The organism is Rodentibacter genomosp. 1 (assembly GCF_001999285.1).
Lineage (GTDB): Bacteria > Pseudomonadota > Gammaproteobacteria > Enterobacterales > Pasteurellaceae > Rodentibacter.
The window spans coordinates 107,057-130,878 of record NZ_MLHN01000001.1 but is presented as its reverse complement, the minus strand read 5'-3'; the positions used below and the strand labels follow the sequence as shown (position 1 = coordinate 130,878).

Sequence of the window (23,822 nt, the reverse complement as noted above, 5' to 3'; positions counted from 1 at the left end):
TTTAGGAAAGCATAATGTCAAATAAAAAAATTGGCTTATTGTCTCTGACAGCATTAGTGTTGAGCTCAATGATTGGCTCGGGTATTTTCAGCCTACCGCAAAATATGGCGGAAGTTGCCGGCTCGGAAGCGCTCATTATTGGTTGGACGATTACGGGCATAGGAATTATTTTTCTCGGTCTCTCGTTCTTTTTCATTTCCCGACTTCGCCCCGAATTAGACGGTGGTATTTACACCTATGCACGAGAAGGTTTTGGCGATCTCATGGGATTTATGTCTGCTTGGGGCTATTGGCTCTGCGCCACTATCGGGATTGTGGGTTATTTAGTGGTTGCCTTTGAGGGATTGGGTACGTTCACCGATAGCGAAAGTGCGGTGATTTTCGGGCAGGGAAATACTATCGCTTCATTTATTGGTTCTTCAATCGTTGTCTGGCTTGTACATATTTTAATCGCCAAAGGGATAAAAGAAGCGGCAACCGTGAACCTTATTGCCACCTTTGTGAAAGTTTTTCCCCTGTGCTTGTTTATCATACTCGCCCTATGGTTCTTCAGCCCTGAAACATTTAACCATGATGTAAAAGCGACCGCGTTAAATAATCATGTCTCCGATCAAGTAAAAAACACCATGTTAATCACTCTGTGGGTGTTTACCGGCGTGGAAGGTGCGGCGGTATTATCAGCACATGCAAAAAAACGTACGGATGTCGGGCTGGCCACCGTATTGGGAATTGTCATCGCCCTTGCCTTATATGTGGCAATCACCGTGCTTTCCTTAGGAATTTTACCCCGTGAAACGATCGCTACAATGTCAAATCCCTCCATGGCAGGTTTGCTTGAACATATGATCGGGAGTAGCGGAAAAATCATCATTACCGCTTGTTTAATTGTCTCGGTAGTCGCCTCTTACATTAGTTGGACAATGTTCTCTGCCGAAGTACCTTATCGTGGCGCTAAGAACGGTGCGTTCCCGAAAATCTTCGACAAACTCAATGAAAACAACACGCCAATTCACTCCCTTTGGTTTACCGGATTTGTCGTACAACTTTGTTTGTTATTAGTTTTGCTGACAGGAAAAAGTTATAACGCTTTATTATTGATCTCCACTTCAATGATTTTAGTGCCTTATTTTTTAATTGGCGCCTATTTATTAAAGCTCTCCATTCAACAAAATGCCCCTTGGTACATTAAACTCACAGGCTTGATGGCATCGCTTTACGGTTTGTGGATTTTATATGCCGCTGGGCTGGATTATTTGCTACTTTCCGTTCTACTTTATGTGCCGGGAATAGGATTATTTTTATATTCTCGCTATCAATACCAAGGCGGAAAATTCAATCTAAACAAATGGGAGAAATTAGTCCTCGCCATTATTGCAGTTCTCTTTATTTGGGCGGTTTATAGCGCCTTTACCGATGTTGATTGGGGCTAAGACAATTCATTAAGTGCGGTCAAAAATCAGTATAATTTTCGGTATTATGTAGCAAATACACAAAAGTAGAAATTTCAACGATATGTAGGGGAACACTGCGTATGTCCGTTATAAAGCCAAATCATTTCAATAGGTTAAAATTCGGACACACGCAGTGTGTCCCTACCCAAAAACAGATTTGTGCAACTGCTACATAATACCGATAATCTCAACCTCACTTTTACTCTACAAAAGCAAACGTTTTCCTTATATAGCACTTTAACGTATAATTCGCGCTTTCTTTTACATAAGGACCCAAAATATGAACAACCAACTCCTCTACTCCGTTGAAGATAAACCGCCTTTTGGATTGAGTTTATTGCTTGCCGCACAACATTTATTAGCCGCACTGGGGGGAATTATCGCCGTGCCATTGGTGATCGGTAATGTTTTAAAACTCCCCACAGAAGATACGATCACATTAGTGAACGCTGCATTATTAATTTCCGGCGTGGTCACAGTGATTCAATGTCGTGGTCTAGGTCCAATTGGTATTCGCTTACCCAGTGTGATGGGAACCAGTTTTACCTTTGTCGCCGCCGCCCTCGCTATTGGTTTCAGCGATTATGGTGTCGCAGGGATTTTAGGGGCTTCCTTGGTCGGCTCTTTAGTGATGATTATCGGTAGCTTTTTTATGCCTTATATTCGTAAACTTTTCCCACCGGTTGTCACCGGCACAGTGGTGGTGATGATTGGCTTGAGCTTAATTCCTGTTGCGGTGGATTGGTTTGCCGGCGGTCAGCGTGGTGATGCCAATTATGCCACGCCGGAAAATTTGATGATGGCAAGTTTTGTCTTGGTTATCGTTGTTGCGTTGGTTCAATGGGGGAAAGGTATTTTCTCCGCCGCCGCTATTGTAATTGGAATGATGACAGGCTATGTTCTCTGCCTTATTTTAGGTTGGGTGAATTTTGACGGTGTGGAAAACGCCCAAACCTTTGCTGTCCCCCAACCGCTTCACTTTGGGCTTGCCTTCCCTATTTCAGGTATTATTGGAATGTCCATTGCTTATTTGGTCACAATCGTTGAATCTAGCGGCAATTTCCTTGCATTGGGAAATGCCACTAATACTGAAATTACCGGTAAACATTTACGTGGCGGAGTATTGGCAGATGGTTTAGGCTCGGCTTTAGCGGCGATTATGTCCACCACACCGTTTTCTTCATTCTCTCAAAATATCGGGGTTATTTCTCTAACCGGCGTGGCAAGTCGCCATGTGGTCGCATTAACCGGTGTGTTATTGGCATTAGCAGGATTATTCCCTGTATTTGGTGCATTAATCGTCTCTATCCCTCTACCGGTACTCGGTGGTGCAGGCTTAATGATGTTCGCCATGATTATTGCCGCGGGAATTCAAATGTTGGATAAAGTGGAACGTAGTAAACGCAATGGCTTAATTATTGCTATTTCAATCGGTTGCGGTTTAGCGGTCACCACCCGTCCAGAACTGCTTGATAAATTACCGCACTTTTTCAAAGAGGTATTGGGATCAGGCATTACGGTTGGCTCACTATTGGCATTAATATTGAATTTAATTTTGCCGGAAGATAAACAAATCACAAAAGAATAATGAGAAAAAACACGCAATGATGCTATGCAAAAATGCGTGTTTTTTTAATCTGTGAGGATTTATACCACAGGTTTTTGGCGATAAAAAATCAATCCGGGCAACGCAAGCCCAAAAACCAACGCCCCTAAAATAAAGGCGGTGTTAATAAATGAGCTGATCATTTGCTCCAAAAGTTCATGAGAATAACCATAGTGATGAATTTGTACTATCGAAATCATCGCTTTATAAGCATGCACGCCCGGAATCATGGGAATGATCGCCGCCACCGTAAATGCCTTTGGATGTGCCAAATAACGGTGTGATAAATGCACGCCAATAAAGCCGATAACACAAGTGGCAAAAAAGGTTGCAAAAACAATAGGCACATTAATGTGTAAAAGTAATGTGCGTGTTACATGCCCTAATGCCCCTAAAATCGCACAATATTTTAACGCCTTAAGCGGCACATTAAATGCTAGGGCAAACCCCACCGCCGGAATGGCGGCAAAAACCATATCATCAAACAAACTCAATAGAAACATCATCATTAATGCCCCCATGTCGTGATATGTAACACACTCAGTGCTAATACAATACCAAGGCAAGCCCCAAAGGTCAGAACGGTGGCAACTGTCCAACGCCCTAACCCCATATTGACATAGCCTTTTAAAATATCTGCCAACGAATTAATTAATGGGAATCCCGGTACAAGCAACAACACGCTGGAAGCTAAGGCGATTTGCGGATCATTTCCCCATTGATATTTCAAACTAACACCGGAAATGAGGGAAGCCACAAACGCCGTAATCGCAAAAACAATAATCGGATTATAATGATGTTTTGATAATTCTTGCCGGACAAACATCGCCACGGAGGAAGCCAAAAAAGTAATGAGGCAAATCAACCAATCGCCTCCTGACAGATGTGCAAAAGAGGCGCAAGATAAACCAATCATAGGCACCACCAAAGCACGGTGATACTTCAAAGGATTTAAATTATCCAGTTTCTTCTGTGCCAGATCCAAATTGTATAATTTATGCTCTACCGCAATCACAATACGATGTACTTCAGTCACCATTTGCATATTGATGCCTTTATCAGTATTTTTTCGTACTGTGGTAATACAATGGTGGTTTGAAAGGGTTGTAATCACCACCGCATTTGCCGTAAGGGCACATTCTACACTTTCCACCCCAAGAGCGATTCCTAAACGTTGTGCCATTTGCACCACCACCGTGCTTTCCGCCCCATGTTGTAACAACAATAATGCCGTTTGTACACAAGCACGTGTCACGCCCCGTTGATACGCTTGTTCCATATCATCCTTATACCTAGAATTAATTAGATGAATTATAGACAGCTTGATAAAAAACGGTGTAAAAACAAACCGCACTTATGATCCAAATCAAAAGTGCGGTCAGTTTTTTGTTAGTTTTAGAGTTTAACGACTTTAGCCTGTTTAATCATATTATCTGCCACTTCAAGAATAGTGATTTGCAAACCTTCGATTTCACAAACTGTGCCTTCATCAGGAATTTCCTCTAAGTGTTCAAGAATTAAACCATTGAAGGTGCGGGCATCTTCGGTATCTAATTCCCACCCAAACATTTTATTCAAATCACGCAGATTCGCCGAGCCATCAATAAGCATTGAGCCGTCTGATTGTTGTACCACTTCCTCGTCAATAGTCGGCGCAGTAGAAGTGGTAAAATCACCGACAATTTCTTCTAGAATATCCTCTAAGGTCACTAAGCCTTTAATATCACCATATTCATCTACAACTAAGCCTATACGCTCTTTATTTGCACGGAAGTTCATTAACTGCGTTTTCAATGGCGTGCCTTCCGGAATAAAATACACTTCGTCCGTAGCTCGAATTAAGGTTTCTTTAGTAAATTCATTTTTCTCAAGTAATAAACGGAAAGCTTCACGTACACGTAAAATACCCAATACATTCTCGTCTAAACTTCCTTTGTACAGCACCACACGATTATGCGCCGCATGATTCAGCTGACGCATTATTGCTTTCCATTCATCATCAATATCAATACCGCCAATTTCATTGCGAGGCACCATAATGTCATCTACGGTGACAGTGCCCATGTCAAGAATGGAAAGTAACATTTGAGGATGTTGCTCATCAGGCGTAGCTTCTCCGGCTTCAGTCACAATACTTCTTAATTCTTCATGGCTAATCACCTGTTTTTGCATATCCGGTTTTAGCCCTATTAATCTCATTAAGGATTTAGTAAAAATATTCATTAACCAAACGAGTGGATAAAAGACTTTTAGCAGAAAAGATAAAATATGGCTTGAAAATAACCCGACTTTCTCAGGGTACATTGCCGCAACGGTTTTCGGGAAAATTTCAGAGAAAACCAGCATAACAAAGGTTAATAACCCTGTTGCGATCGCCACACCAGCATCGCCATACAAACGCATACCGATCATTGTCGCAATTGCGGAAGCACTGATATTGACAAGATTATTAAAAATAAGAATAAAGCTTAATAAGGTGTCAGGTTTCTCAAGCAATTTCTCCGCTTTTTTCGCCCCTTTATTATTTTGTTCGGCAAGAAAACGTAAGCGATATTTGTTCAGCGAAAGCAAGCCGGTTTCAGAGCCGGAAAAATACGCCGATAAAACTAAACAGATAATGAGAGTGATAAATAAAGTACTAAGGGGAATACTATCCAAGAGTTGATCCTTTTTGTTTGTTAATCATCATCCGTAAATTGTGTGGGTTTACAAAATTTGTGGGATTACAAATATTTTATGTGCCACACGTTATTTTCACACAGCTACGGTTCACAATAATAAAGGCGAATCTCTATTCGCCCTATTTTTAAATTAACCGACTGCCAAAATAAGCAATCGTGAGAAAAATGATACCTGAAATGGCGTAAATAATCATCCTTTTTCCTCGCCATCCTAATCGCCAATGCCCAAATAAGGCAATACCAAATATCAGCCAAGCTAAAAATGAAAATCCTGCTTTATGGATGTTTTCTGTCGTCAGCGCACTGAGCGAATGATACACACCGGAAATTAACGTCAATGTGAGAAAACCTTCCCCTAATGCAAATAATTTGAAGAAATGGCGTTCAACAGTGAGGAGTGAAGGCATAATCGGTGAAAACAGCATTTTTTTGGCTTTTAAACGATAATCAATCCATCCAATTTGAATCGCATAAAGTGTCGCAATAAAACATACGGCATAGGTGAAAATGGATAAGCCAATGTGAAATAACATCGCTGAATCTTGATTTAATAGCTGAATGATATGGCTTGGCATAAAAGTAGCTAAAATCAAGTTTAAAACAGAAAAAGCAAACACAATGGGCAATAAAAACCAAATAGAATTGACACGCAATATTGCCAAGGTGGCAAGCGCTGCAATGCTCACACTCATCAGTGAACCAATTTGCATCAATGTGAAAATATGATCTTCCGCTAAATTTTGTAAAGAAGGATATAAACTTGCTACATGAAAAATAATCGCCAAAAGTGCGGTCAAAAACAACAGTGTTTTTTTAGGGCGATATTGAACATTATCAGTTGAAGTAAGTAATGGTGCGATCATCAACACAGTTATCAGATAAAACAAAATCGAAAATACGGCAAACCACATAATTTGAACAAGTTTATTGAGAATGTTTTACATTTTAACGATCTCCCCGGCAATTCGCCATAAATTTATTTGAAATGATGAAAATCCCCTAAATTTCGGTATAATCACGGCAATTTTGGCTAAAAAACAGGATTAATATGTTTGAGAATTTATCTGATCGCCTTTCCAAAACCCTACGTAATATCACGGGTAAAGGCCGTTTAACAGAAGATAATATTAAAGAAACCCTACGTGAAGTGCGTATGGCATTATTGGAAGCGGATGTCGCATTGCCGGTGGTGCGTGAATTTATCGCCAAAGTAAAAGAAAGTGCATTAGGCGAAGAAGTCAATAAAAGTTTAACTCCGGGGCAAGAATTCTTAAAAATCGTACAACGTGAGCTTGAAAAAGCCATGGGTGAAGCGAATGAAAGCTTAAATCTCGCCACCCAGCCACCGGCAGCCATTTTAATGGCGGGTTTACAAGGCGCAGGGAAAACCACCAGCGTGGGAAAATTGGCAAAATTCTTGCGTGAACGCCATAAAAAGAAAGTATTGGTTGTCTCTGCCGATGTGTACCGCCCTGCGGCAATCAAACAATTGGAAACCTTGGCACAATCCGTGGGGGTGGATTTTTTCCCTTCTGATGTCAAACAAAATCCGGTAGAAATTGCCAAAGCAGCCCTCGCAGAAGCCAAACTGAAATTCTACGATGTTCTCATTGTAGATACTGCCGGTCGCTTACATGTAGATGGCGAAATGATGGATGAGATCAAACAAATCCACAATGCGTTAAATCCAATCGAAACCCTCTTTACCGTTGATGCGATGACAGGGCAAGATGCTGCAAACACCGCCAAAGCTTTTAACGAAGCACTACCACTCACAGGGGTGATTCTCACTAAAGTGGATGGCGATGCTCGTGGCGGGGCAGCATTGTCAATCCGTCAAATTACAGGCAAACCGATTAAATTCCTCGGTGTTGGGGAGAAAACCGATGCCCTTGAGCCGTTCCACCCTGATCGTGTTGCCTCGCGTATTTTAGGCATGGGCGATGTGCTTTCCCTTATTGAAGATCTTGAACGCTCGGTAGATCGTGAAAAAGCGGAAAAAATGGCACAAAAATTCAAGAAAGGTGATACCTTCACCCTTGATGATTTCCGTGAACAGTTGATCGAAATGAAGAAAATGGGTGGAATGATGTCCATGTTGGAAAAACTCCCCGGAGCGAAAAATTTACCTGATCACATCAAAAACCAAGTGGACGATAAAATGTTCATAAAAATGGAAGCGATCATTAACTCTATGACTTTAAAAGAGCGTGCCAATCCCGACATCATCAAGGGTTCCCGCCGCCGTCGCATAGCATTAGGTTCCGGCACACAAGTGCAAGATGTGAACAAATTACTCAAACAATTTGATGAAATGCAACGTATGATGAAAAAAATGCGTAAAGGAGGAATGTCGAAAATGATGCGGGGAATGCAAGGTCTAATGGGCGGAGGCTTGGGCGGTCTTGGTGGTTTAGGGGGAATGTTTAGACGTTAGACAAATAAACTCCCCAAAACAAAGTGCGGTTAAAAAACGGATCGTTTTTCGACCGCACTTTTAATCAAGCTTATCTATTTCAGCCATCCCATAAACTAGTTAGTTCAAGCCATTTAAACGGGCTATTCTTTCTTCAAACGGTAAAGTTGATAAAGATTTACGCAAACAAGGAAAGTATTCAATACCGCCACAGGATAGGCATCAATAATAATGCCGTAAATCACAAAAAGTACATCACCAATACTGTTGACTATACGCAAATGGACGATCGATTTAAATAAAAACGATATTGCCACAAAAAACGTTGCCATATAGCCCAGCAATTCTATTGTGTTCAATTCCATTAATGCTCCGCTCTTTCATTAAAATAAATGTGTGGAATAATAAAAGATTTAGATTAAAGGGAAAAGAGGCGAAACAAAGGCAACCGATTGCCCCACAAGGAATGTTTATTATTCCCTCAAAAAATTATATAAAGATAGTCTGAACCAATAACATATAAAATATCGTGCCTACTGCAATAGATAGAAACATATTCTTTTTCCAAAAATGTAGCCCTAACACCAATGCACCTGCCAGAAAATCAGGTATACCATGGTATCCATTTAACACATCAATATTTTTATAACAATAGACAACTAACATGCCAAACATCGCTGCCGGTAGTACCTTTCCAAGATAGCGGATATATTCTGGAATTGGGCGATTTGCCGGAAAAATCCAGAAAGGCAAAAGGCGGGTAAATTGCACGGCAAGTACGCAAACACTAATCGTAATAACCTGCTCCGTTAATGTCATTTTAACGCCTCCAATTTACTTTCCATTTTGGGGCGACGCAGCGTCAAAATTGACCAAATTCCGATTAAGGTTGGAATTAAAAAATGCTGTTTTCCTACAATGAGCAGAGAAATCAAGGCAATACCCAAACCAAGTAAAGAACTTTCATGGGATTTTTCTTTCATCCAATTTTCCGCAAAAATCACTAGGAAAAGTGCGGTCATGGCAAACTCAACGCCCTTTAAATCAATAGGGACAATCTCTCCGAATAAATTACCTATTGCGGCTCCCAATACCCAATAAATATGCAGATATAAACTCACAAAGAACATATACCATCCTTTGTCTAAGTGCGGTGGAATATTTGCCATATAATTCAGAGAGAAAGATTCATCAACCAAGCTACTGATTAAATACCAACGCTTTTTGCCAAGATGCACGCCATATTTTTCCAACATTGAAATGCCATAGAAAATTTGACGTCCACTCACCATGAGTGTAATCAGCAAAACACTGAGTGGAGAAAAAGGGGCGATTAGTGCAGCCGCCGCAATAAACTCCACCGAACCGGCGTAAATCAATAATGCCATTAATGTGGGATACCAAACACCAAAGCCAAGCGCTTTCATATAAATGCCATATGCCACGCCAAGAAATAAAAATCCTGCAATCATCGGGGCACTATAAGGCAGTGCAGCTTTCGCAGCTGTGCGAATAGGATGTGATTGAAAAAATTCCATTGATAATTCTTATTCTAAAACTGATAACCCGGGTAAAGTGGAAAAACTTTGAGATTTAACGGTTTGATAGAAATCTTCCATATAAGCGAGACTTTCATCTTCTTTTCGAATGGCCGCATATAGGTTGCTATGCAATCCTTCTTGCGTCACTTTTCGAGCAACTACATAGCCTTTTTCAAGATATGGCAATGCGGCCCAATAAGGCACTGTCGCAATACCACGGCGACTCGCCACGAGCTGGATCATCGCGATGGTAAGCTCTGTGGTTCGGCGTGTGGGATTAATTCCTTTTGGTTTCAATACCTTACGTAAAAGATCCAACATATCGTCCGGCACAGGATAAGTAACCCAAGTTTCATCGGCAAAATCTTCAGCTTGCCAAATTTCTTTCTCAGCCAAGGGGTGATCTTTCGAGCAAATGCCGACCATTTCATAAGAAAAGAGCGGTTTAAAAACCACCTCATTATTTGCTTCAATCTCAGACACAATCGCCCAATCAGCCCGATGAGAAAGTAATAAACCGACAGGATCGGTGTGAAAGCCCGAGACAATATCTAACTCAACCAAGCCCCAATTCTGACGAAATTCATCCATCGCAGGCATAAGCCAATCAAAACAAGTATGACATTCCACCGCAATACGCAATTGCCCAGCCTCACCATGTTTAACTCGGGTTAAATCACGCTCCGCATCAATCACCTTAGGCATCACGTCGTTGGCAAGGCGAATCAAACGTTCGCCAGCAGCAGTAAAACGTAGCGGATGACTTTTGCGTTCAAATAGGGGCAAACCAAATTGATCTTCGATAAGTTTTATTTGATGTGAAAGTGCAGATTGAGTGAGGTAAACCCGTTTTGCCGCCGATGAAACACTGCCCGTTTCTTTCAAAGCAAGCAGCGTTTTAAGATGTCGGAGTTCAAGAAATGTTGGCTTCATGAGTACTATTCATAAAATGCTAAAAATGAATAAATACTATCATACCGAAAAAACAGGAAAGTTAAAGGGCAAGAATGAATGGATATTTCACAAAAATTATCCGTCAAAAACGTTTCTCAAAAACAAGGTTAATATTACTTTGCTTGTAAGAATACATTTGGGGGATATTACTATTTTGCTTTTTCCATATAAATTGTAGCTTCGGCGTGATACCCCATAAATGCCAATCCCGCTTCCAAAGTAACATATACAAAGAATAAATATGGTCTTTTCTCACCTTTCCAAAAGAAAAAAAGTCCAAATTTCCCAGTTTTGCCGTATCTTTATATGCTCTTTTAATAAAGGATAAGCCAATTTGTGAAGAAATCCCCCCTTGCCATTCTTGCCCCCAGCCAGCCCGAAATACGTGACTGTCTGAACTATATTGCCGAACTTTCGTTCTTTCGGACACCACATCCGCCCCAAAATAAAAGTGAAGTTTTGGATTAACGAACCAAGCTAAAGTGGAAGAAAACAGCCGACTATGTCCATTTAACATCAGCCCATCAAAATAATGCTGTTTAGCAAATTCAAATGATAAAGAAAGCCGCCAATTTGGGCTGAACCAGTAAGCATTTTCCAGTGAAATCCCATTATTCCAACGATAGGATTTATTGCCATACCAGCGTTTTTCATAGAAAGGTTTAATCCGAAAGGTATTATTGGCGACTTTATAAGCATACCCGAGAGAAGAGCGGTTAAAAATATCATCATATTTGTGATTATCCCAATAGCTTTTTCCTACAAAGAGATTGGTCAGAGAAAAATAGTGAGATCCGACTAAATTAAAATCTCTGTTCACATTTAAATAATAAGAAAAACCTTGTGCTTTTTGAGGGAGCATTCCCCCTGATTTACTTAATGTGGCTTGGTTGGATAAACGGATATTTTCAGCATCAGATACATTATTGACATTTTTTTCTTTAACATAGTGAATCGAAAAATCAATCTCCCACCCTGCCTGTTTTGCGAGATTTTCAAGATAGTGCTCAACTAACCTTCTGCTATCCTCCGGCAATTCTGGGTCGGATTTTATTTTTTCAAATTGTTCTTTCGCAGCCTCATTCTGTTTTTGATAAAAAAGCGTGATCGCTAATTCCAATCGAACCGGTGTGAGAGTCGGATTTTCAGCTAATACTTTTCTATAAAGTGTAATGGCTTGTGAGTAATCTTTTTGTAAGAAAGCGACTCGTCCGGCCGCAACTCCAGCCAAACGTGCATTATGTTCAGAAAAATTTCTATAATTCTCTAACAAAATATTTAAATCTTGTGCATTTAATTGATATAAATTTTCTGAAAGCACTTGTTCCACTTGCTTGAAATTCATTCCTTTTTCAAAATAAAAAGACTGTGCTGCTGAAAAACGAGAAATAAATAAAAAAAGCAAGGCAAAAGAAAATTTCTTCATTATTTACTCATCATAAAAATAGGCGGACTATTTCCGCCTATTCAATCATAAAGAAAAAATAATTAGCGATAACCACCAAAAGATGTGTTTAATGCCGGGTTATTGGAAAACTCAACTAGCCCAGCGGCTTCCTCTGCATTTGGCCCAAATAATCCGCCTTTATAATGTCCACCACTATTAAGAATCACACTTGCTTTACCAGAAAATTGGCTACCCTTTAAATCTGTTTCATGTAAAGTAATATCCCGCGCCCATGGCATTTCTATTAGACCCGAGACTTTCTTCGTATCAAAATTAACATTCAATGTTGTTTTACCATCTGCTTGAACACCATCAACAGTATCTGCAATCAGGTCTCCACGTGCACGAACAGCATGCCCGGTGTAGGTTGCCGAACCTCTAGGCAATCTGCTTTCAGGTGTTGGTGTACCTTGATAACGAATTTCTTGACGGGTTTTACCATCATTCACCCAAACACCATAAAATGAGTGGTTTTGGTTATAACCAATAAGTTTGCCGTCCATGGTTTCCGCTCCCACTAAACCCTTTGGACTATTTGTAAGATCTGTCTTTGTTCCATCAGGCGTTTTGGCAGTGCCCGCACCACCACCGCCACCTGAGCAAGCAACAGCAACTGCAGATAAGGTAAGAATTGAGAGTAACTTAATTTGTTTTAGCATAATGATTTCCTCATAGGTTATGGAAAGGATATTAATACTCACGACTTTGTCGCACTTTTACTTCGTTTCGTTTTAGCTACTGTTTTAGAAGAGGCCTTAACCTTTTCTACACCAGCTCTGTCTTCAATTGAGGTTTCTTCCCGCTGATTCATTTTTGCACTCGGGCGTAAATGAGGGGGAATTCCCCAACGAAAACCATCTGCTTTCATGCAGGCCTCAACTAAAGTTCGATCTTTTGTCGGATCAACCTTGTTCATTCCTACGTTATACACGCAAGAAGCATATTTACTCTGAGCTTCTTCATCTGTTACACCCAACTTATACCAACGTGGCTCCGGTTGATGTGGAACAACACAACCTGCTAGTAACATAACTGTTGCAAATACACCTAATACTTTTACTCTCTCATTCATATTGATTCCCCTAGGTAAATTAATTTACAAAATAATCATTCAAATTGTACAAATAAAAATATACAACTTAAAAGATATAAATTCAAGCGTATAAATCACAAAAAATATCACTCAATGCGTAAAACAGTATGGGAGTGAAATAATGTCAAAATTTATAGCGGCTGAAGTAGATAGTGCAATTGGTAAACGAATTCAACAAAGACGTAAAGAAATAGGCTTAACGGCTGAAGTGTTGGCGGAACAAATAGGCGTATCGCAGCAGCAATTTTCACGCTATGAGAGAGGAGCAACTAAAATTAATGTCTCACACCTTGTAAATATTGCCGTTATTTTAAATACGCCGATTGATTGGTTCTTCGCAGATAGTAAAGCAGAAAATTTAACCTTTTCTAATGAAACACATTACACGCCTCTGCGGACAGATTCACTAAAATCCAGACTAGATTATCATTGGAAACATCTATCTCATTCTCAGAAACGCAATCTCATTAACTTTTTAGATTCGGTTATAAATAATAAGCCTTAATTCCCATTAAGGCTTTCAAATTTAAAATATAGGACAAGTTATGAATTTCCTTATTTTTCAAGCTGAAGAGGAAAGAATAGGCTCAATGGGCGTTGTTTGACAATACGCCCAACTTCTCGCCAAATTGCCCACCAACTGTCAATTTCAGTATTGAGTGAACGCAATGCAAGCCAAAGGGTTAAGGAAAAACTCACAATCAAATTAACTAATCCAACCAATAGAACAAAGGCAATACATTGTAATAAAAACACAAAATCAAAATGTCCACTTACAGCGATATAACCGACATTGGCCGAGGAAAAGGCAACATGGCGGATATCAAGGGGTAACCCACTCAAATAGCCCACAACCCCCGTTAAGCCAAGTAATAGACCAAAACAAAGGTTTCCCATAATAGAGCCATAGTTTTCGTACAGATAATCTGCCAATTTTTCTTGATATTTGAAAGGGAGCACTTTTCTCAAACTAGGGTGCTGACGTAAACGCATCCGTGTATTCAAATAATGACTACGATTATCAAAATAGCCTGAAATGATTCCTGAGCAAAATAACCATACACCGGCAATAGCCGCAAACCACAACGTACCGGCAAAAGGGTCAATGCTATGTAGCTGATAATCAATTTGCTCTTGATTCAGTAAAACTTGCCCCGTTTGGTGCTGATATATAAATGCAATCAATGCCGCCAAACTCATCGCAACGACCACATTACCGACAACCGCAATACTTTGCGAGCGGAATACATCCACTAGCAGTTGAGCCAACTTCATATTCAAGGCTTTACCTTGTGGGTTACGCTCCACGGCTTCGGCAAAGCGGGCAGCGGTCATTGCAGGTTGTTTTGTTGCAACGGTGAAATGCAACATAAAAATTAATGTAAAACCCAGACCATAATTTAGCCCTTCAGCAATCCCCTTCCAGACTTTATCATCAATCACACTTCCCAAATAGATTTTGAAAAGCGCCATTAATGCAATTAGTACGCCTCCACCGGCGGCAGAATAAAACATCGAAACATACTCTTTTTTATCTCGTGTGATGTAATGCTCGCCATGATCACTAGAATTTTGCGTGATACTGCGTGCAATCAGCTTTGAACTTTGTTTCCACAAACGAGAAATACTGTGTTGATCCGCTGCCGCTCGAGCAAAACAACCTGTCAATAATAAAATACGACGCGGTAAATAACGATTGGAAGCAAAAATTGCCATCAATTTTTCTAACCGTTCAAGAGTCTGAGAAAGCCGTTCTAATAAATAAGCCACATTAAGTGAAGAACCAACCTGTGCACCACGTTTTTGTAGTCGTTCGATTAACCCTTTACATTGTTCAAACATCACTTGGAAATGGCTATCATCAAAAATATTTCCCTGACGGCGCGCGAATAGCCAATCTCCCACTTCACGATTCAATGCAACAAAAGGAGAATCTGCATTCAGTAATGAGGGTTCCATACGCATTAATTCCGGCTCCATATCTTCAGCCGCAATCCAAATTGAAAGCATTTCTATAGCAAACAGCCCCTCATTTTGAAAATGAGTTTGTAAACGGTTACGATCTTTTTCAGCCAATTGACGTGCTAGCACCCCAACAATTGCCCGCCATTCCCTTAATGGAATCGCATCAATCCAATGCACATCATTTTTATCATTAAATAATAAATAAAAAATATCACGCAAATCATTTACATCTTTAAAAGAAGGATTAAAACGTTCATAAAGACGACTTTTCATTTCACGCCCAAATCCTTCACGTGACAAAATACCACTACTGATAAAAAGTGGGTACAAACGCAAACTACATACCCAATTACATAATAATGCCGCCACCAAACCGGCAAGTTCTTTATCTTGTTTTAAAATACGTCTGATTAAACGGATATGAGGGACAATCTGATATACTCGGCTTTCCCGTAAAAGTTGGCACCAACCTTCGATCAAGCCAAAAGCATCATTTTCAGCCACTTTCTGACGAATAAATTGTGGCAGAATTTCCGGTTTTATCGTTAGTTTCAAAGAATCCTCCTCTATTTTTTATAAAAGCGCGCCATTATACAGAGAGAACAGAGAAAGGGAAAAGAAGAAAAGTGCGGTCAATTTACCATTTAAATAGATCATGTTTATCAAAAAAAATTGCTCATTTTTATTAACTTTATCCGCAGGTAGTATATAAACACTTTCTTGCAATTTTTACTCATCTTCTCTCCGTTTTTTCCCATTGTAAAAATAATTCCAAACAGATAGAATCCGATCCCAACTTTACATTAACTTGGTATTAGGTACTTACACTGGGATAAATACTATATTTATATGTTAAGTTACTTGTAAACCCATTCTTCCACTCTAAATACTAGGAGAGTTTTATGAATAAAATTTTTAAGGTTATTTTCAATCATGTTTCTCAAACTTGGGTCGTGGTATCCGAGTTGAGCCGTGCAACAGGAAAAACCAAATCATCAACAAATCAACAGTCCTCAACCAAGAATAAAATTTCTGTTTCAGCGACATTAGTACTAATGTTAGCCAGTGCTAATGCACTGGCTGCGGTTCAAATTGGTTCAACTAATGGGGATACAATGAGCGCTAACGGAGCAACAGTACCTACTTCACCAAATAACCATATTGCGATTGGTAACGCTAGTGCTGGTGTAAAGGATGATGGTCAAGCTGGAGCAGGTGCTTCTATTGCGATTGGTAATGAAGCTAATGCCAGTGGGGAAACAGTGATAGCGATTGGTTCAAAGGCTGTTGCAACAAGTGGTGGCACAGTGGCCATTGGTCAGCGTGCAACGGTTAACACTAATCACGGTATTGCCATTGGTCAAGATGCTAAAGTTCTTCAAGGAAAAGAGGCAGGTATTGCAATAGGTATTAGTGCCACCGTTAATCATGAAGGCTCAGTTGCCTTAGGTCGTAACTCAGTAACAAGTGCAAATGACCAAATATCTGTTGGTAATAACGATTTAAAAAGAAAAATTGTAAACGTGGGAGATGCATTATTAAACGCCTCTTCAGCTGATGCAGTAACCGGTAAACAGCTCTATGCTACCAATACCGCCGTAAGTACAGCCCAATCTACGGCTAATACTGCTTCAACAGCAGCAGTGGCTGCACAAACAACCGCTAATAACGCTTCAACGGCTGCATCGGCTGCACAAACAACTGCTAATGCCGCTTCAACGGCTGCATCGGCTGCACAAACAACTGCTAATGCCGCTTCAACGGCAGCAGTGGCAGCACAAACAACCGCTAATAACGCTTCAACAGCAGCGACAGCTGCTCAGTCAACAGCAGATAAGGCTCAGAGTACAGTAAGTGCGGTCTCAACTGCAGTAAATAACAAGGCAGATTCCGGTCGAACATTTACTTTTAGTGTAGAAAACTCTTCTGCAGAGCTAAGCAATAATTCCGGTAATGCGGATCAATGGACATTATCAAATGATGATTCTTTAACTTTTGGTGCAACTACTGATCTTAGCGTGACAACGGATGGATCCGGAAAAATTATTTATGGCTTGTCTTCTACTGCAAAAGCTGCAGTTTCTGCTGCAAGTACAGCGGCTCAAACTGTTAGTGATAATCTAGCTAAAATTGAAACTGCCGCATCAGCAGCGACCAGTGCCGCCTCAGCTGCTGCAAGCTCTGCAACTAAAGCAGATTCTTCTGCCACTGCCGCATCAAACTCAGCGTCTGCCGCTGAAAGCTCTGCAAGCAAAGCAGATTCTTCTGCAACCGCAGCATCAAATTCAGCCTCTGCCGCTGAAAGCTCTGCAAGCAAAGCTGACTCTTCTGCCACTGCGGCATCAAACTCAGCGTCTGCTGCTGAAAGCTCGGCAAGCAAAGCAGATTCTTCTGCAACCGCAGCATCAAATTCAGCGTCTGCCGCAGAAAGCTCCGCAAGCAAAGCAGACTCTTCTGCCACTGCAGCATCAAACTCAGCGTCTGCAGCTGAAAGCTCCGCAAGCAAAGCGGATTCTTCTGCCACTGCAGCATCAAATTCTGCTTCTGCGGCTGAAAGCTCTGCAAGCAAAGCAGACTCTTCTGCAACCGCAGCATCAAACTCGGCGTCTGCTGCTGAAAGCTCTGCAAGCAAGGCTGACTCTTCTGCAACCGCAGCATCAAACTCGGCGTCTGCTGCTGAAAGCTCTGCAAGCAAGGCTGACTCTTCTGCCACGGTAGCATCAAACTCAGCGTCTGCCGCTGAAAGCTCTGCAAGCAACGCGGCTTCATCCGCTACTGCTGCTGATAGTTCCGCAAGTAACGCAGCAGCATCTGCAACCTCTGCTGATAGTTCCGCAAGTAACGCAGCATCATCTGCAACTGCTGCCGATAGTTCCGCAAATAATGCTGCTTCATCGGCAACCGCTGCTGATAGCTCCGCAAGTAACGCGGCTTCATCTGCAACCGCTGCCGATAGTTCTGCAAGCAGCGCAGATTCATCTGCAACCTCTGCCGATAGTTCCGCAAGCAACGCAGCTTCATCTGCAACTGCTGCCGATAGTTCTGCAAATAATGCAGCATCTTCTGCGAATGCAGCAAGTAGCTCTGCTACTGAAGCAAATGCTGCTGCAAGCAGTGCAAGCTCTTCATTGCAGAAAATTGAAGATTCTGGTTTGATCAGTGCAGATGGTAAAACTTCTTTCGGTGCTGATAATTCTGATAATGATGCAAGTGCTAAGGCTACAGGCAAAAACTCAACAGCTTTAGGTTATGGTGCTGAAGCTACCGCAGAAAATACGACAGCAGTAGGTAATAAAGCGAAAGCAACAGGATCAAATGCGACTGCAACCGGTCAAAATTCAAAAGCAACGGCAAATAAATCAACCGCACTTGGTCAGAATGCTCAAGCGACTGCAGAAAATTCTGTGGCACTAGGAGCGGATTCTGTAGCAAATGAACCAAATACGGTTTCGGTGGGCAGTGAAGGCAAAGAGCGCCGAATCACGAATGTTGCACCGGGTGTAAAAGGTACAGATGCGGTCAATATGAATCAACTTAACCAAGTGAAGGGGGATGTTGAATCCGTTCGTAAAGATCTAAGAAAAACAGATAAAAAATTACGTGGCGGTATCGCAGGAGCAACAGCCATTGCTAATATTCCACAAGTCACTCAAGCAGGTGCAAATGTTGTGGGTATTGGAGTGGGTAACTACAATGGTCAAAGTGCAGTAGCGGTCGGTTACTCTAAATTAAGTGATAACAACAAAGTTATCTTTAAAATGAGTGGTGCTGCGACAACACAAGGCGACTTTAATGTAGGTGCCGGCATAGGCTACCAATGGAAATAAGCTAGTCTTAAATCACTCAGGCACTTGCTGTCTGAGTGATTTTTTATGGACTTAAGAAAAAATAAAGCTCTTTTTTTATCTGATTAACTTCGTATGCGTAAATATAAAATTGGTATAACTTTTAATTTAGAAAGCAAAGTCACTGATATTTGGGCAAATGGTGCCAATCAAAATATTATCCATTTGTTTCATTTATTTCAGCACTCCACAATTATTGAAGATGTTGTGTTAGTTTCTTGGGGACCGGAAAAACGAACAGAGCCTCCCGCCGGTTTTATGTTAGATGACTTAAATCTTAAATTTGCCTATATTGAAGATGTCATTGATGAATTAGATGTGCTTATAGAGGGAACACTGACTATTGAGCCACACCAACGTGATCGTATACATAAACATGGTGGAAAAGTTGTAACCTATAAAATAGGTAATGATTTTATTATGGACATGGAATATTTCTTATTTGATAAGCCCGCTGGTCGAACGTTTAACGGTACAACTTTTGATAGTGTTTGGCTAATTCCACAACATGAAAATACGTGCCGATCTTATTTTTCCATCATGTACTCTAGTCCGGCTTACGTTGTTCCTGCTATTTGGTCACCAATATTTTGCGATAAGGTAATAGAAAGGCTCAAAAATCAGCACCAATTATCTTTTGGTTATCGTCCAAATCAGAATATATCAAAGCGGATAGCCTGTTTTGAGGCGAATATTAATGTGGTTAAAACAAGTTTTACGCCTATTCTCATTTGTGAGCAGGCATACCGTACTTCACCGGAAAAAATTAAACATTTTTATGCTTGCAATACCTACGATAAAAAAGATAATCCGACATTTTTTAATTTTATTGGGCGTACCCGTATTGTTAAGGATAATGTGATGACAGTTGAAAGCCGCTATCAAATGCCCGATTTTCTAACCCGTTATGTTGATGTGGTGCTAAGCCATCAATGGGAAAATGGGCTTAACTATGCTTATAATGATGCACTTTATGGCGGTTATCCTTTTATTCATAATTCTAAACTTTTACCTAAAGGTGTTGGTTATTATTATGATCAATTTGATGCGTTTGAAGGTGCAAAAGTGTTATTAGATGTCATTGACAACCACGATCAGCATCACGAAGAATATGTTAAACGAGCCAAAGAATATCTAGATTCATTGTTGCCAACCAATCCTGTCAATATTTATTTATATGAAAAAGAAATTAAGCGTTTATTTGAACAGTAAAAGAGGAAACATACTGCGTTTATCCGAATTTTAACGTATTGAAATAATTTAATTTTATAACGGACACACGCAGTGTGTCCCTACCTGTCGTTAACATTTCTATTTTTGTGCATTTGCGACATAATATCGAAAATTCATATTGTTTTTTAACCGCACTTTTTTGATATATCACCCTACTCTTTTTTCAATAGGAAGATCCCCTGTTCTGCGAGATTGATATAAGCTTGTTTAAGATCAGCCTCAAAATCTTCCGGTTTACAATTCACCAGTAATTCTTTTCCTGCCCAAATCGCGACCACTTCCCAATGGTTGCCCATATAGACCGCACTTTTAATCTCACAACGTTGATTATCTGATCCTTCATTGCTTAGATAAACCGCTTCGGGACGAATCCCCACCAAACATTCTCCATCAGCCAAACCAAATTGTGCCGTATTAAAAAGGGTGATTTGATAACCATTAATATCCACCGTATCATTTTGTAATTTTCCCTCAAAAATACTGGACTCGCCCATAAAATTCGCCAAAAACAAGGAATTCGGACGAAGATAAAGCTCTTTTGCCGGTGCTTTTTGCATAATTTTACCTTTATGCATCACAATAACTTCATCAGATACGGCAAAGGCTTCGGTTTGATCATGAGTAACATATAAGGACGTGATACCCAATCGTTGTTGTAATTCACGAATTTTTTCACGCATAGAACGGCGAAGGTTCGCATCTAAGTTACTTAACGGCTCGTCAAATAGCAAGACTTTTGGTTTCAGGACTAAAGCACGGGCTAACGCCACACGCTGTTGTTGCCCGCCGGAAATTTGATCCACATAGCGATCTTCAAAACCGGCTAAATCCACCAATTCGAGGGCTTCCTTGACCCGCTGAGTGCGTTCTTGTTTGCTCACACCTTGCATTTTTAAGCCGTAACCCACGTTATCGCCAATACTCATATGCGGAAATAAAGCATAAGATTGGAACACAATACAAATATCACGATTTTGAATGGAGGATTTCGTTACATCTTCACTGTCAATAAAAATTTGACCACTTGTGGGATTTTCCAACCCTGCCACCAATCTTAATACTGTCGTTTTGCCACAACCGGACGGCCCAAGCAAGGTCACCATTGTGCCACGTTTAATGGTTAAATCTAAATTATCAATTACGACAGCCTTACCAAATGCTTTGGTGATATTTTTCAATACTAAAAAATCGTTGTTCATCATTACTACCTTTTAAAAACTATTTATTTTTATACCGCACTTTTATAGATGTTCAGACGGTGCTTAATTCATTTTTTTCGCTTTGGATCGACTAATGCGGGTATCCCCCACGAGCCAGTCAAAAAATAGAATAATCGCCATCATGACGACAATGAGAATCGAACCGTAGGCAATCGCCACACCATATTCACCGTCCTCTACTCTATTTAAAATATAAGATGTCGCAACACGGGTATCGGCAGTGACAAGAAAGACGATAGCACTCACTGTTGTCATAGAGCGGACAAAACTGGTGACTAATGCAGATAATAATGCCGGCTTAAGCAATGGCAGCACAATAAATACAAGGGTTTTAAATGAGCTGCCTTTAAGTGAGAGAGAGGCTTCATCGAGGGATTTATCTAATTGTCCCAATCCTGCAATCGCAGCTCGCATTCCTACCGGCATATTACGCATTACCATAGAAAGAATAATGATTAATCCCGTTCCTGTGATATAAATCGGTGCGCTATTAAAAGCAAGGATATAGGACACCCCCGCAACCGTACCCGGTACGGCAAAACAAAGTAAGGTGAGAAATTCTAACGTCTTCTTCCCTTTAAAATCACGGCGTACAGTAATGTAGGCAATCAATAACCCAAAGAGCGCCGTAATTGGAGCTGCCGCGGCGGAAAACAATACGGTTTGAATAAGAGACGGCCAAGCCCCATCGCTAAAACCTTGACCAAATAGCGCAAGATAATGTTTGAAAGTTAATGTGTAATCTACGCCCCAATTAGCGGTAAAACTGCCGTAGAAAATGCTGCCGTAGAGAACCACATTGAATAACACCCAAAAACCTAAAATCAGCATAATAGCGTATTTCATAAGATTCGGCAGATCTTGCACATCACCACGATAAGATTTACCGGAAACTGTCACATAGGAGCGATTACCTATCCATACATACTGGATCACGAAAATGGATAGCGAGAAAATAAGTAATAAACTCCCCAGTGTACTGGCTGAAGCATAATCAAGTTGTGAGCCTGCAATAAAGAAGTAAATTTGTGAGGAAATGACATCAAAACTACCGCCAAGCACCAATGGCGTACTAAAATCCGCTAAAGACTGAATGGCAACCACAAGGAATGAGTTACCCAGTGCCGGTTTCAATAATGGGAAAATGATATTGAAAAAGGTTTGATAACGGTTCGCACGCAAAGTGTATGAGGCTTCTTCAATGGAAGGGTGAACAGATTTAAGCGCCCCCTCCAAAATCATAAAAGACATGGGTGTCAATGCCAGTGTATGAGCAATGACAATCCCTGTAAAACCGTATAACCAGTTGTTATTAAAGCCGAGATACTCCACTAAAAATTGCGTTACATAACCTGAACGTCCAAGCATTAACGTTACTCCTAATCCCACCACAAACGGCGGGGTAACAATCGGTAAAATGGAGAAAATTTTACCGATAAAAGCGGTACGTTTGGCGATACGTGTCGTATAAAGGGCAAAAATTAAACCAAATAGCGTTGCCAAAATACCAATCGTTGCCGCCACACTCAATGAATTGAAAATGATGCGAATAATATAGGGCTGTTCAAGGATTGTTAAGAATTGGGTTGGAACAAATTCCGAACCGTCATAAAACATAGAAATAAAAATTGCCAAGGTAGGATAGACGATAAAAAAGAAAATCATCAATACAATACTGATAAGTGAAGCGATGATAAATTTATCACCTTGCATTATTTTCATTTTTGCCAGAGCATTCGTTGCCATAGCAATCAATGACACCAGCAAAATAAAAATTGAATAACCTAAACTCATTTTAGCAAGTGTTGCTGAGATAAAGATAAATGTAACAATTGTACAAATCAGCAGAAATTCAAATAATCCTTGTTGGCGAGCCTTCTGCCTGAAAAAATGCGAGATAACAGGAATCAGCAATAATGTACCGAACCAAAACCAACTAAGATTAGGAGCCATCCATCCCATCGCCTCCAGCAGTTCCTCTGGAGTTGATTCAGCGATGCCATAATAAAGTGCCGTAGAAGGCAAACAAACGAACCCCATTAGGGCAATAGCAATCCAAAACCAATTGCTTTCAAAAAGCGCCTGCTTTCTCATTAATACCTCCGCAAGGCTATTTGGCGTTTTCTGTAGTATATACGAGAGACTCACGCCACAAATTCATCTCATATTTATAAAACAAGATCAAAGTGCGGTCAAAAATTGATAATTTTCCAGTATTCTGCAGCAGTTACACAAATCTGTTTTCTGGTTAGCTAGCTTGTAGGGACACACTGCGTGTGTCCGAATTTTAACATATTGAAATGATTTGATTTTATAGTGGACACACGCAGTGTGTCCCTACATGTCGTTGAAATATCTATTTTTGTGCAT

The 23,822-nt window shown here is 40.5% G+C and carries 20 protein-coding genes; 6 read left to right on the top strand and 14 right to left on the bottom strand.

Annotated elements, in window-relative coordinates; translation table 11 throughout:
* The first annotated feature begins 14 nt into the window (after window positions 1-14).
* Together BKK54_RS00585 and BKK54_RS00580 are read left to right on the top strand one after the other, a co-directional pair.
* On the top strand, window positions 15-1,430 hold the full coding sequence (locus tag BKK54_RS00585) for a basic amino acid/polyamine antiporter (RefSeq protein WP_077540496.1): 1,416 nt from the start codon (window positions 15-17) through the stop codon (window positions 1,428-1,430).
* A 301-nt stretch (window positions 1,431-1,731) separates the two neighbouring features.
* The gene (locus BKK54_RS00580; RefSeq protein WP_077540494.1) at window positions 1,732-3,039 is read left to right on the top strand and encodes a nucleobase:cation symporter-2 family protein; all 1,308 of its coding nucleotides are present in this window, start codon (window positions 1,732-1,734) and stop codon (window positions 3,037-3,039) included.
* Window positions 3,040-3,098: 59 nt separating this feature from the next.
* On the opposite strand, the gene BKK54_RS00575 is transcribed toward BKK54_RS00580, so the two are convergent.
* The 4 genes from BKK54_RS00575 to BKK54_RS00560 all read right to left on the bottom strand — a co-directional run bounded on the left by BKK54_RS00575 (window position 3,099) and on the right by BKK54_RS00560 (window position 6,649).
* Entirely contained in the window at window positions 3,099-3,560 is a 462-nt protein-coding gene (locus tag BKK54_RS00575; RefSeq protein WP_135093238.1) for a threonine/serine exporter family protein, read from the bottom strand.
* Between the two features lie 5 nt (window positions 3,561-3,565).
* A complete protein-coding gene (locus BKK54_RS00570) occupies window positions 3,566-4,336 on the bottom strand; it encodes a threonine/serine ThrE exporter family protein (RefSeq protein ID WP_077540492.1) in 771 nt (256 codons plus the stop codon).
* Between the two features lie 116 nt (window positions 4,337-4,452).
* Window positions 4,453-5,715 (bottom strand): HlyC/CorC family transporter, encoded by a 1,263-nt coding sequence (locus BKK54_RS00565; protein WP_077540490.1) that lies wholly within the window; start codon window positions 5,713-5,715, stop codon window positions 4,453-4,455.
* Between the two features lie 148 nt (window positions 5,716-5,863).
* A complete protein-coding gene (locus BKK54_RS00560; RefSeq protein WP_077540488.1) occupies window positions 5,864-6,649 on the bottom strand; it encodes a cytochrome C assembly family protein in 786 nt (261 codons plus the stop codon).
* 137 nt (window positions 6,650-6,786) lie between these two features.
* On the opposite strand from BKK54_RS00560, the gene ffh reads away from it, so the two are divergent.
* Window positions 6,787-8,175 carry a signal recognition particle protein gene (gene ffh / locus BKK54_RS00555; RefSeq protein WP_077540486.1) on the top strand — a complete coding sequence of 463 codons (1,389 nt, stop codon included), beginning with the start codon at window positions 6,787-6,789 and terminating at the stop codon, window positions 8,173-8,175.
* Window positions 8,176-8,297: 122 nt separating this feature from the next.
* Here the strand turns inward: ffh and BKK54_RS00550 are convergent, their stop codons facing one another.
* From BKK54_RS00550 to BKK54_RS00520, 7 genes are all read right to left on the bottom strand, one after another.
* Complete coding sequence (locus tag BKK54_RS00550; RefSeq protein WP_077540484.1) at window positions 8,298-8,519, bottom strand: YgjV family protein; 222 nt, start codon at window positions 8,517-8,519, stop codon at window positions 8,298-8,300.
* A 124-nt stretch (window positions 8,520-8,643) separates the two neighbouring features.
* Entirely contained in the window at window positions 8,644-8,973 is a 330-nt protein-coding gene (locus BKK54_RS00545) for a branched-chain amino acid transporter permease (RefSeq protein WP_077540483.1), read from the bottom strand.
* A complete protein-coding gene (gene azlC, locus BKK54_RS00540) occupies window positions 8,970-9,692 on the bottom strand; it encodes an azaleucine resistance protein AzlC (RefSeq protein WP_077540482.1) in 723 nt (240 codons plus the stop codon). Before azlC ends, BKK54_RS00545 begins: the two co-directional genes overlap by 4 nt.
* A 9-nt stretch (window positions 9,693-9,701) precedes the next feature.
* Window positions 9,702-10,628: a LysR family transcriptional regulator gene (locus BKK54_RS00535; RefSeq protein ID WP_077540481.1), complete on the bottom strand. Its 927-nt coding sequence runs from the start codon at window positions 10,626-10,628 to the stop codon at window positions 9,702-9,704.
* 103 nt (window positions 10,629-10,731) lie between these two features.
* Window positions 10,732-12,075, bottom strand: a complete 1,344-nt coding sequence (locus tag BKK54_RS00530) for a porin family protein (RefSeq protein WP_077540480.1) — start codon at window positions 12,073-12,075, stop codon at window positions 10,732-10,734.
* A 62-nt stretch (window positions 12,076-12,137) separates the two neighbouring features.
* A complete protein-coding gene (locus tag BKK54_RS00525; RefSeq protein ID WP_077540479.1) occupies window positions 12,138-12,755 on the bottom strand; it encodes a Slam-dependent surface lipoprotein in 618 nt (205 codons plus the stop codon).
* Window positions 12,756-12,793: 38 nt separating this feature from the next.
* Window positions 12,794-13,168: a hypothetical protein gene (locus tag BKK54_RS00520; protein ID WP_077540478.1), complete on the bottom strand. Its 375-nt coding sequence runs from the start codon at window positions 13,166-13,168 to the stop codon at window positions 12,794-12,796.
* Between the two features lie 142 nt (window positions 13,169-13,310).
* Between BKK54_RS00520 and BKK54_RS00515 the strand changes: the two genes are divergently transcribed.
* A complete protein-coding gene (locus tag BKK54_RS00515; protein ID WP_077540477.1) occupies window positions 13,311-13,694 on the top strand; it encodes a helix-turn-helix domain-containing protein in 384 nt (127 codons plus the stop codon).
* Window positions 13,695-13,744: 50 nt separating this feature from the next.
* On the opposite strand, the gene BKK54_RS00510 is transcribed toward BKK54_RS00515, so the two are convergent.
* The gene (locus BKK54_RS00510; protein ID WP_077540527.1) at window positions 13,745-15,697 is read right to left on the bottom strand and encodes a recombinase; all 1,953 of its coding nucleotides are present in this window, start codon (window positions 15,695-15,697) and stop codon (window positions 13,745-13,747) included.
* Window positions 15,698-16,056: 359 nt separating this feature from the next.
* Here BKK54_RS00510 and BKK54_RS00505 point away from each other — a divergent pair, with 359 nt between their 5' ends.
* Window positions 16,057-18,981, top strand: a complete 2,925-nt coding sequence (locus BKK54_RS00505) for a YadA-like family protein (protein WP_077540476.1) — start codon at window positions 16,057-16,059, stop codon at window positions 18,979-18,981.
* Window positions 18,982-19,074: 93 nt separating this feature from the next.
* Window positions 19,075-20,211, top strand: a complete 1,137-nt coding sequence (locus tag BKK54_RS00500; RefSeq protein ID WP_077540474.1) for a DUF2827 family protein — start codon at window positions 19,075-19,077, stop codon at window positions 20,209-20,211.
* Window positions 20,212-20,384: 173 nt separating this feature from the next.
* Here BKK54_RS00500 and fbpC read toward each other — a convergent pair whose 3' ends face one another.
* Together fbpC and BKK54_RS00490 are read right to left on the bottom strand one after the other, a co-directional pair.
* A complete protein-coding gene (fbpC, locus tag BKK54_RS00495; protein ID WP_077540472.1) occupies window positions 20,385-21,434 on the bottom strand; it encodes a ferric ABC transporter ATP-binding protein in 1,050 nt (349 codons plus the stop codon).
* 60 nt (window positions 21,435-21,494) lie between these two features.
* Window positions 21,495-23,546, bottom strand: coding sequence for an ABC transporter permease (locus BKK54_RS00490; protein WP_077540470.1), 2,052 nt, complete (start codon window positions 23,544-23,546; stop codon window positions 21,495-21,497).
* Between the last annotated feature and the right edge of the window lie 276 nt (window positions 23,547-23,822).

Excerpts from the sequence above, each read along its gene's own strand:
- BKK54_RS00520 (WP_077540478.1), bottom strand. The coding sequence starts at position 13,168 with ATGAATGAGAGAGTAAAAGTATTAGGTGTATTTGCAACAGTTATGTTA.
- BKK54_RS00580 (WP_077540494.1), top strand. The coding sequence starts at position 1,732 with ATGAACAACCAACTCCTCTACTCCGTTGAAGATAAACCGCCTTTTGGA.
- BKK54_RS00585 (WP_077540496.1), top strand. The coding sequence starts at position 15 with ATGTCAAATAAAAAAATTGGCTTATTGTCTCTGACAGCATTAGTGTTG.
- BKK54_RS00515 (WP_077540477.1), top strand. The coding sequence starts at position 13,311 with ATGTCAAAATTTATAGCGGCTGAAGTAGATAGTGCAATTGGTAAACGA.
- BKK54_RS00490 (WP_077540470.1), bottom strand. The coding sequence starts at position 23,546 with ATGAGAAAGCAGGCGCTTTTTGAAAGCAATTGGTTTTGGATTGCTATT.
- BKK54_RS00530 (WP_077540480.1), bottom strand. The coding sequence starts at position 12,075 with ATGAAGAAATTTTCTTTTGCCTTGCTTTTTTTATTTATTTCTCGTTTT.
- BKK54_RS00545 (WP_077540483.1), bottom strand. The coding sequence starts at position 8,973 with ATGACATTAACGGAGCAGGTTATTACGATTAGTGTTTGCGTACTTGCC.
- BKK54_RS00550 (WP_077540484.1), bottom strand. The coding sequence starts at position 8,519 with ATGGAATTGAACACAATAGAATTGCTGGGCTATATGGCAACGTTTTTT.
- BKK54_RS00505 (WP_077540476.1), top strand. The coding sequence starts at position 16,057 with ATGAATAAAATTTTTAAGGTTATTTTCAATCATGTTTCTCAAACTTGG.
- fbpC (WP_077540472.1), bottom strand. The coding sequence starts at position 21,434 with ATGATGAACAACGATTTTTTAGTATTGAAAAATATCACCAAAGCATTT.
- BKK54_RS00525 (WP_077540479.1), bottom strand. The coding sequence starts at position 12,755 with ATGCTAAAACAAATTAAGTTACTCTCAATTCTTACCTTATCTGCAGTT.
- BKK54_RS00575 (WP_135093238.1), bottom strand. The coding sequence starts at position 3,560 with ATGTTTCTATTGAGTTTGTTTGATGATATGGTTTTTGCCGCCATTCCG.
- ffh (WP_077540486.1), top strand. The coding sequence starts at position 6,787 with ATGTTTGAGAATTTATCTGATCGCCTTTCCAAAACCCTACGTAATATC.
- BKK54_RS00570 (WP_077540492.1), bottom strand. The coding sequence starts at position 4,336 with ATGGAACAAGCGTATCAACGGGGCGTGACACGTGCTTGTGTACAAACG.
- BKK54_RS00535 (WP_077540481.1), bottom strand. The coding sequence starts at position 10,628 with ATGAAGCCAACATTTCTTGAACTCCGACATCTTAAAACGCTGCTTGCT.
- BKK54_RS00500 (WP_077540474.1), top strand. The coding sequence starts at position 19,075 with ATGCGTAAATATAAAATTGGTATAACTTTTAATTTAGAAAGCAAAGTC.
- BKK54_RS00560 (WP_077540488.1), bottom strand. The coding sequence starts at position 6,649 with ATGTGGTTTGCCGTATTTTCGATTTTGTTTTATCTGATAACTGTGTTG.
- azlC (WP_077540482.1), bottom strand. The coding sequence starts at position 9,692 with ATGGAATTTTTTCAATCACATCCTATTCGCACAGCTGCGAAAGCTGCA.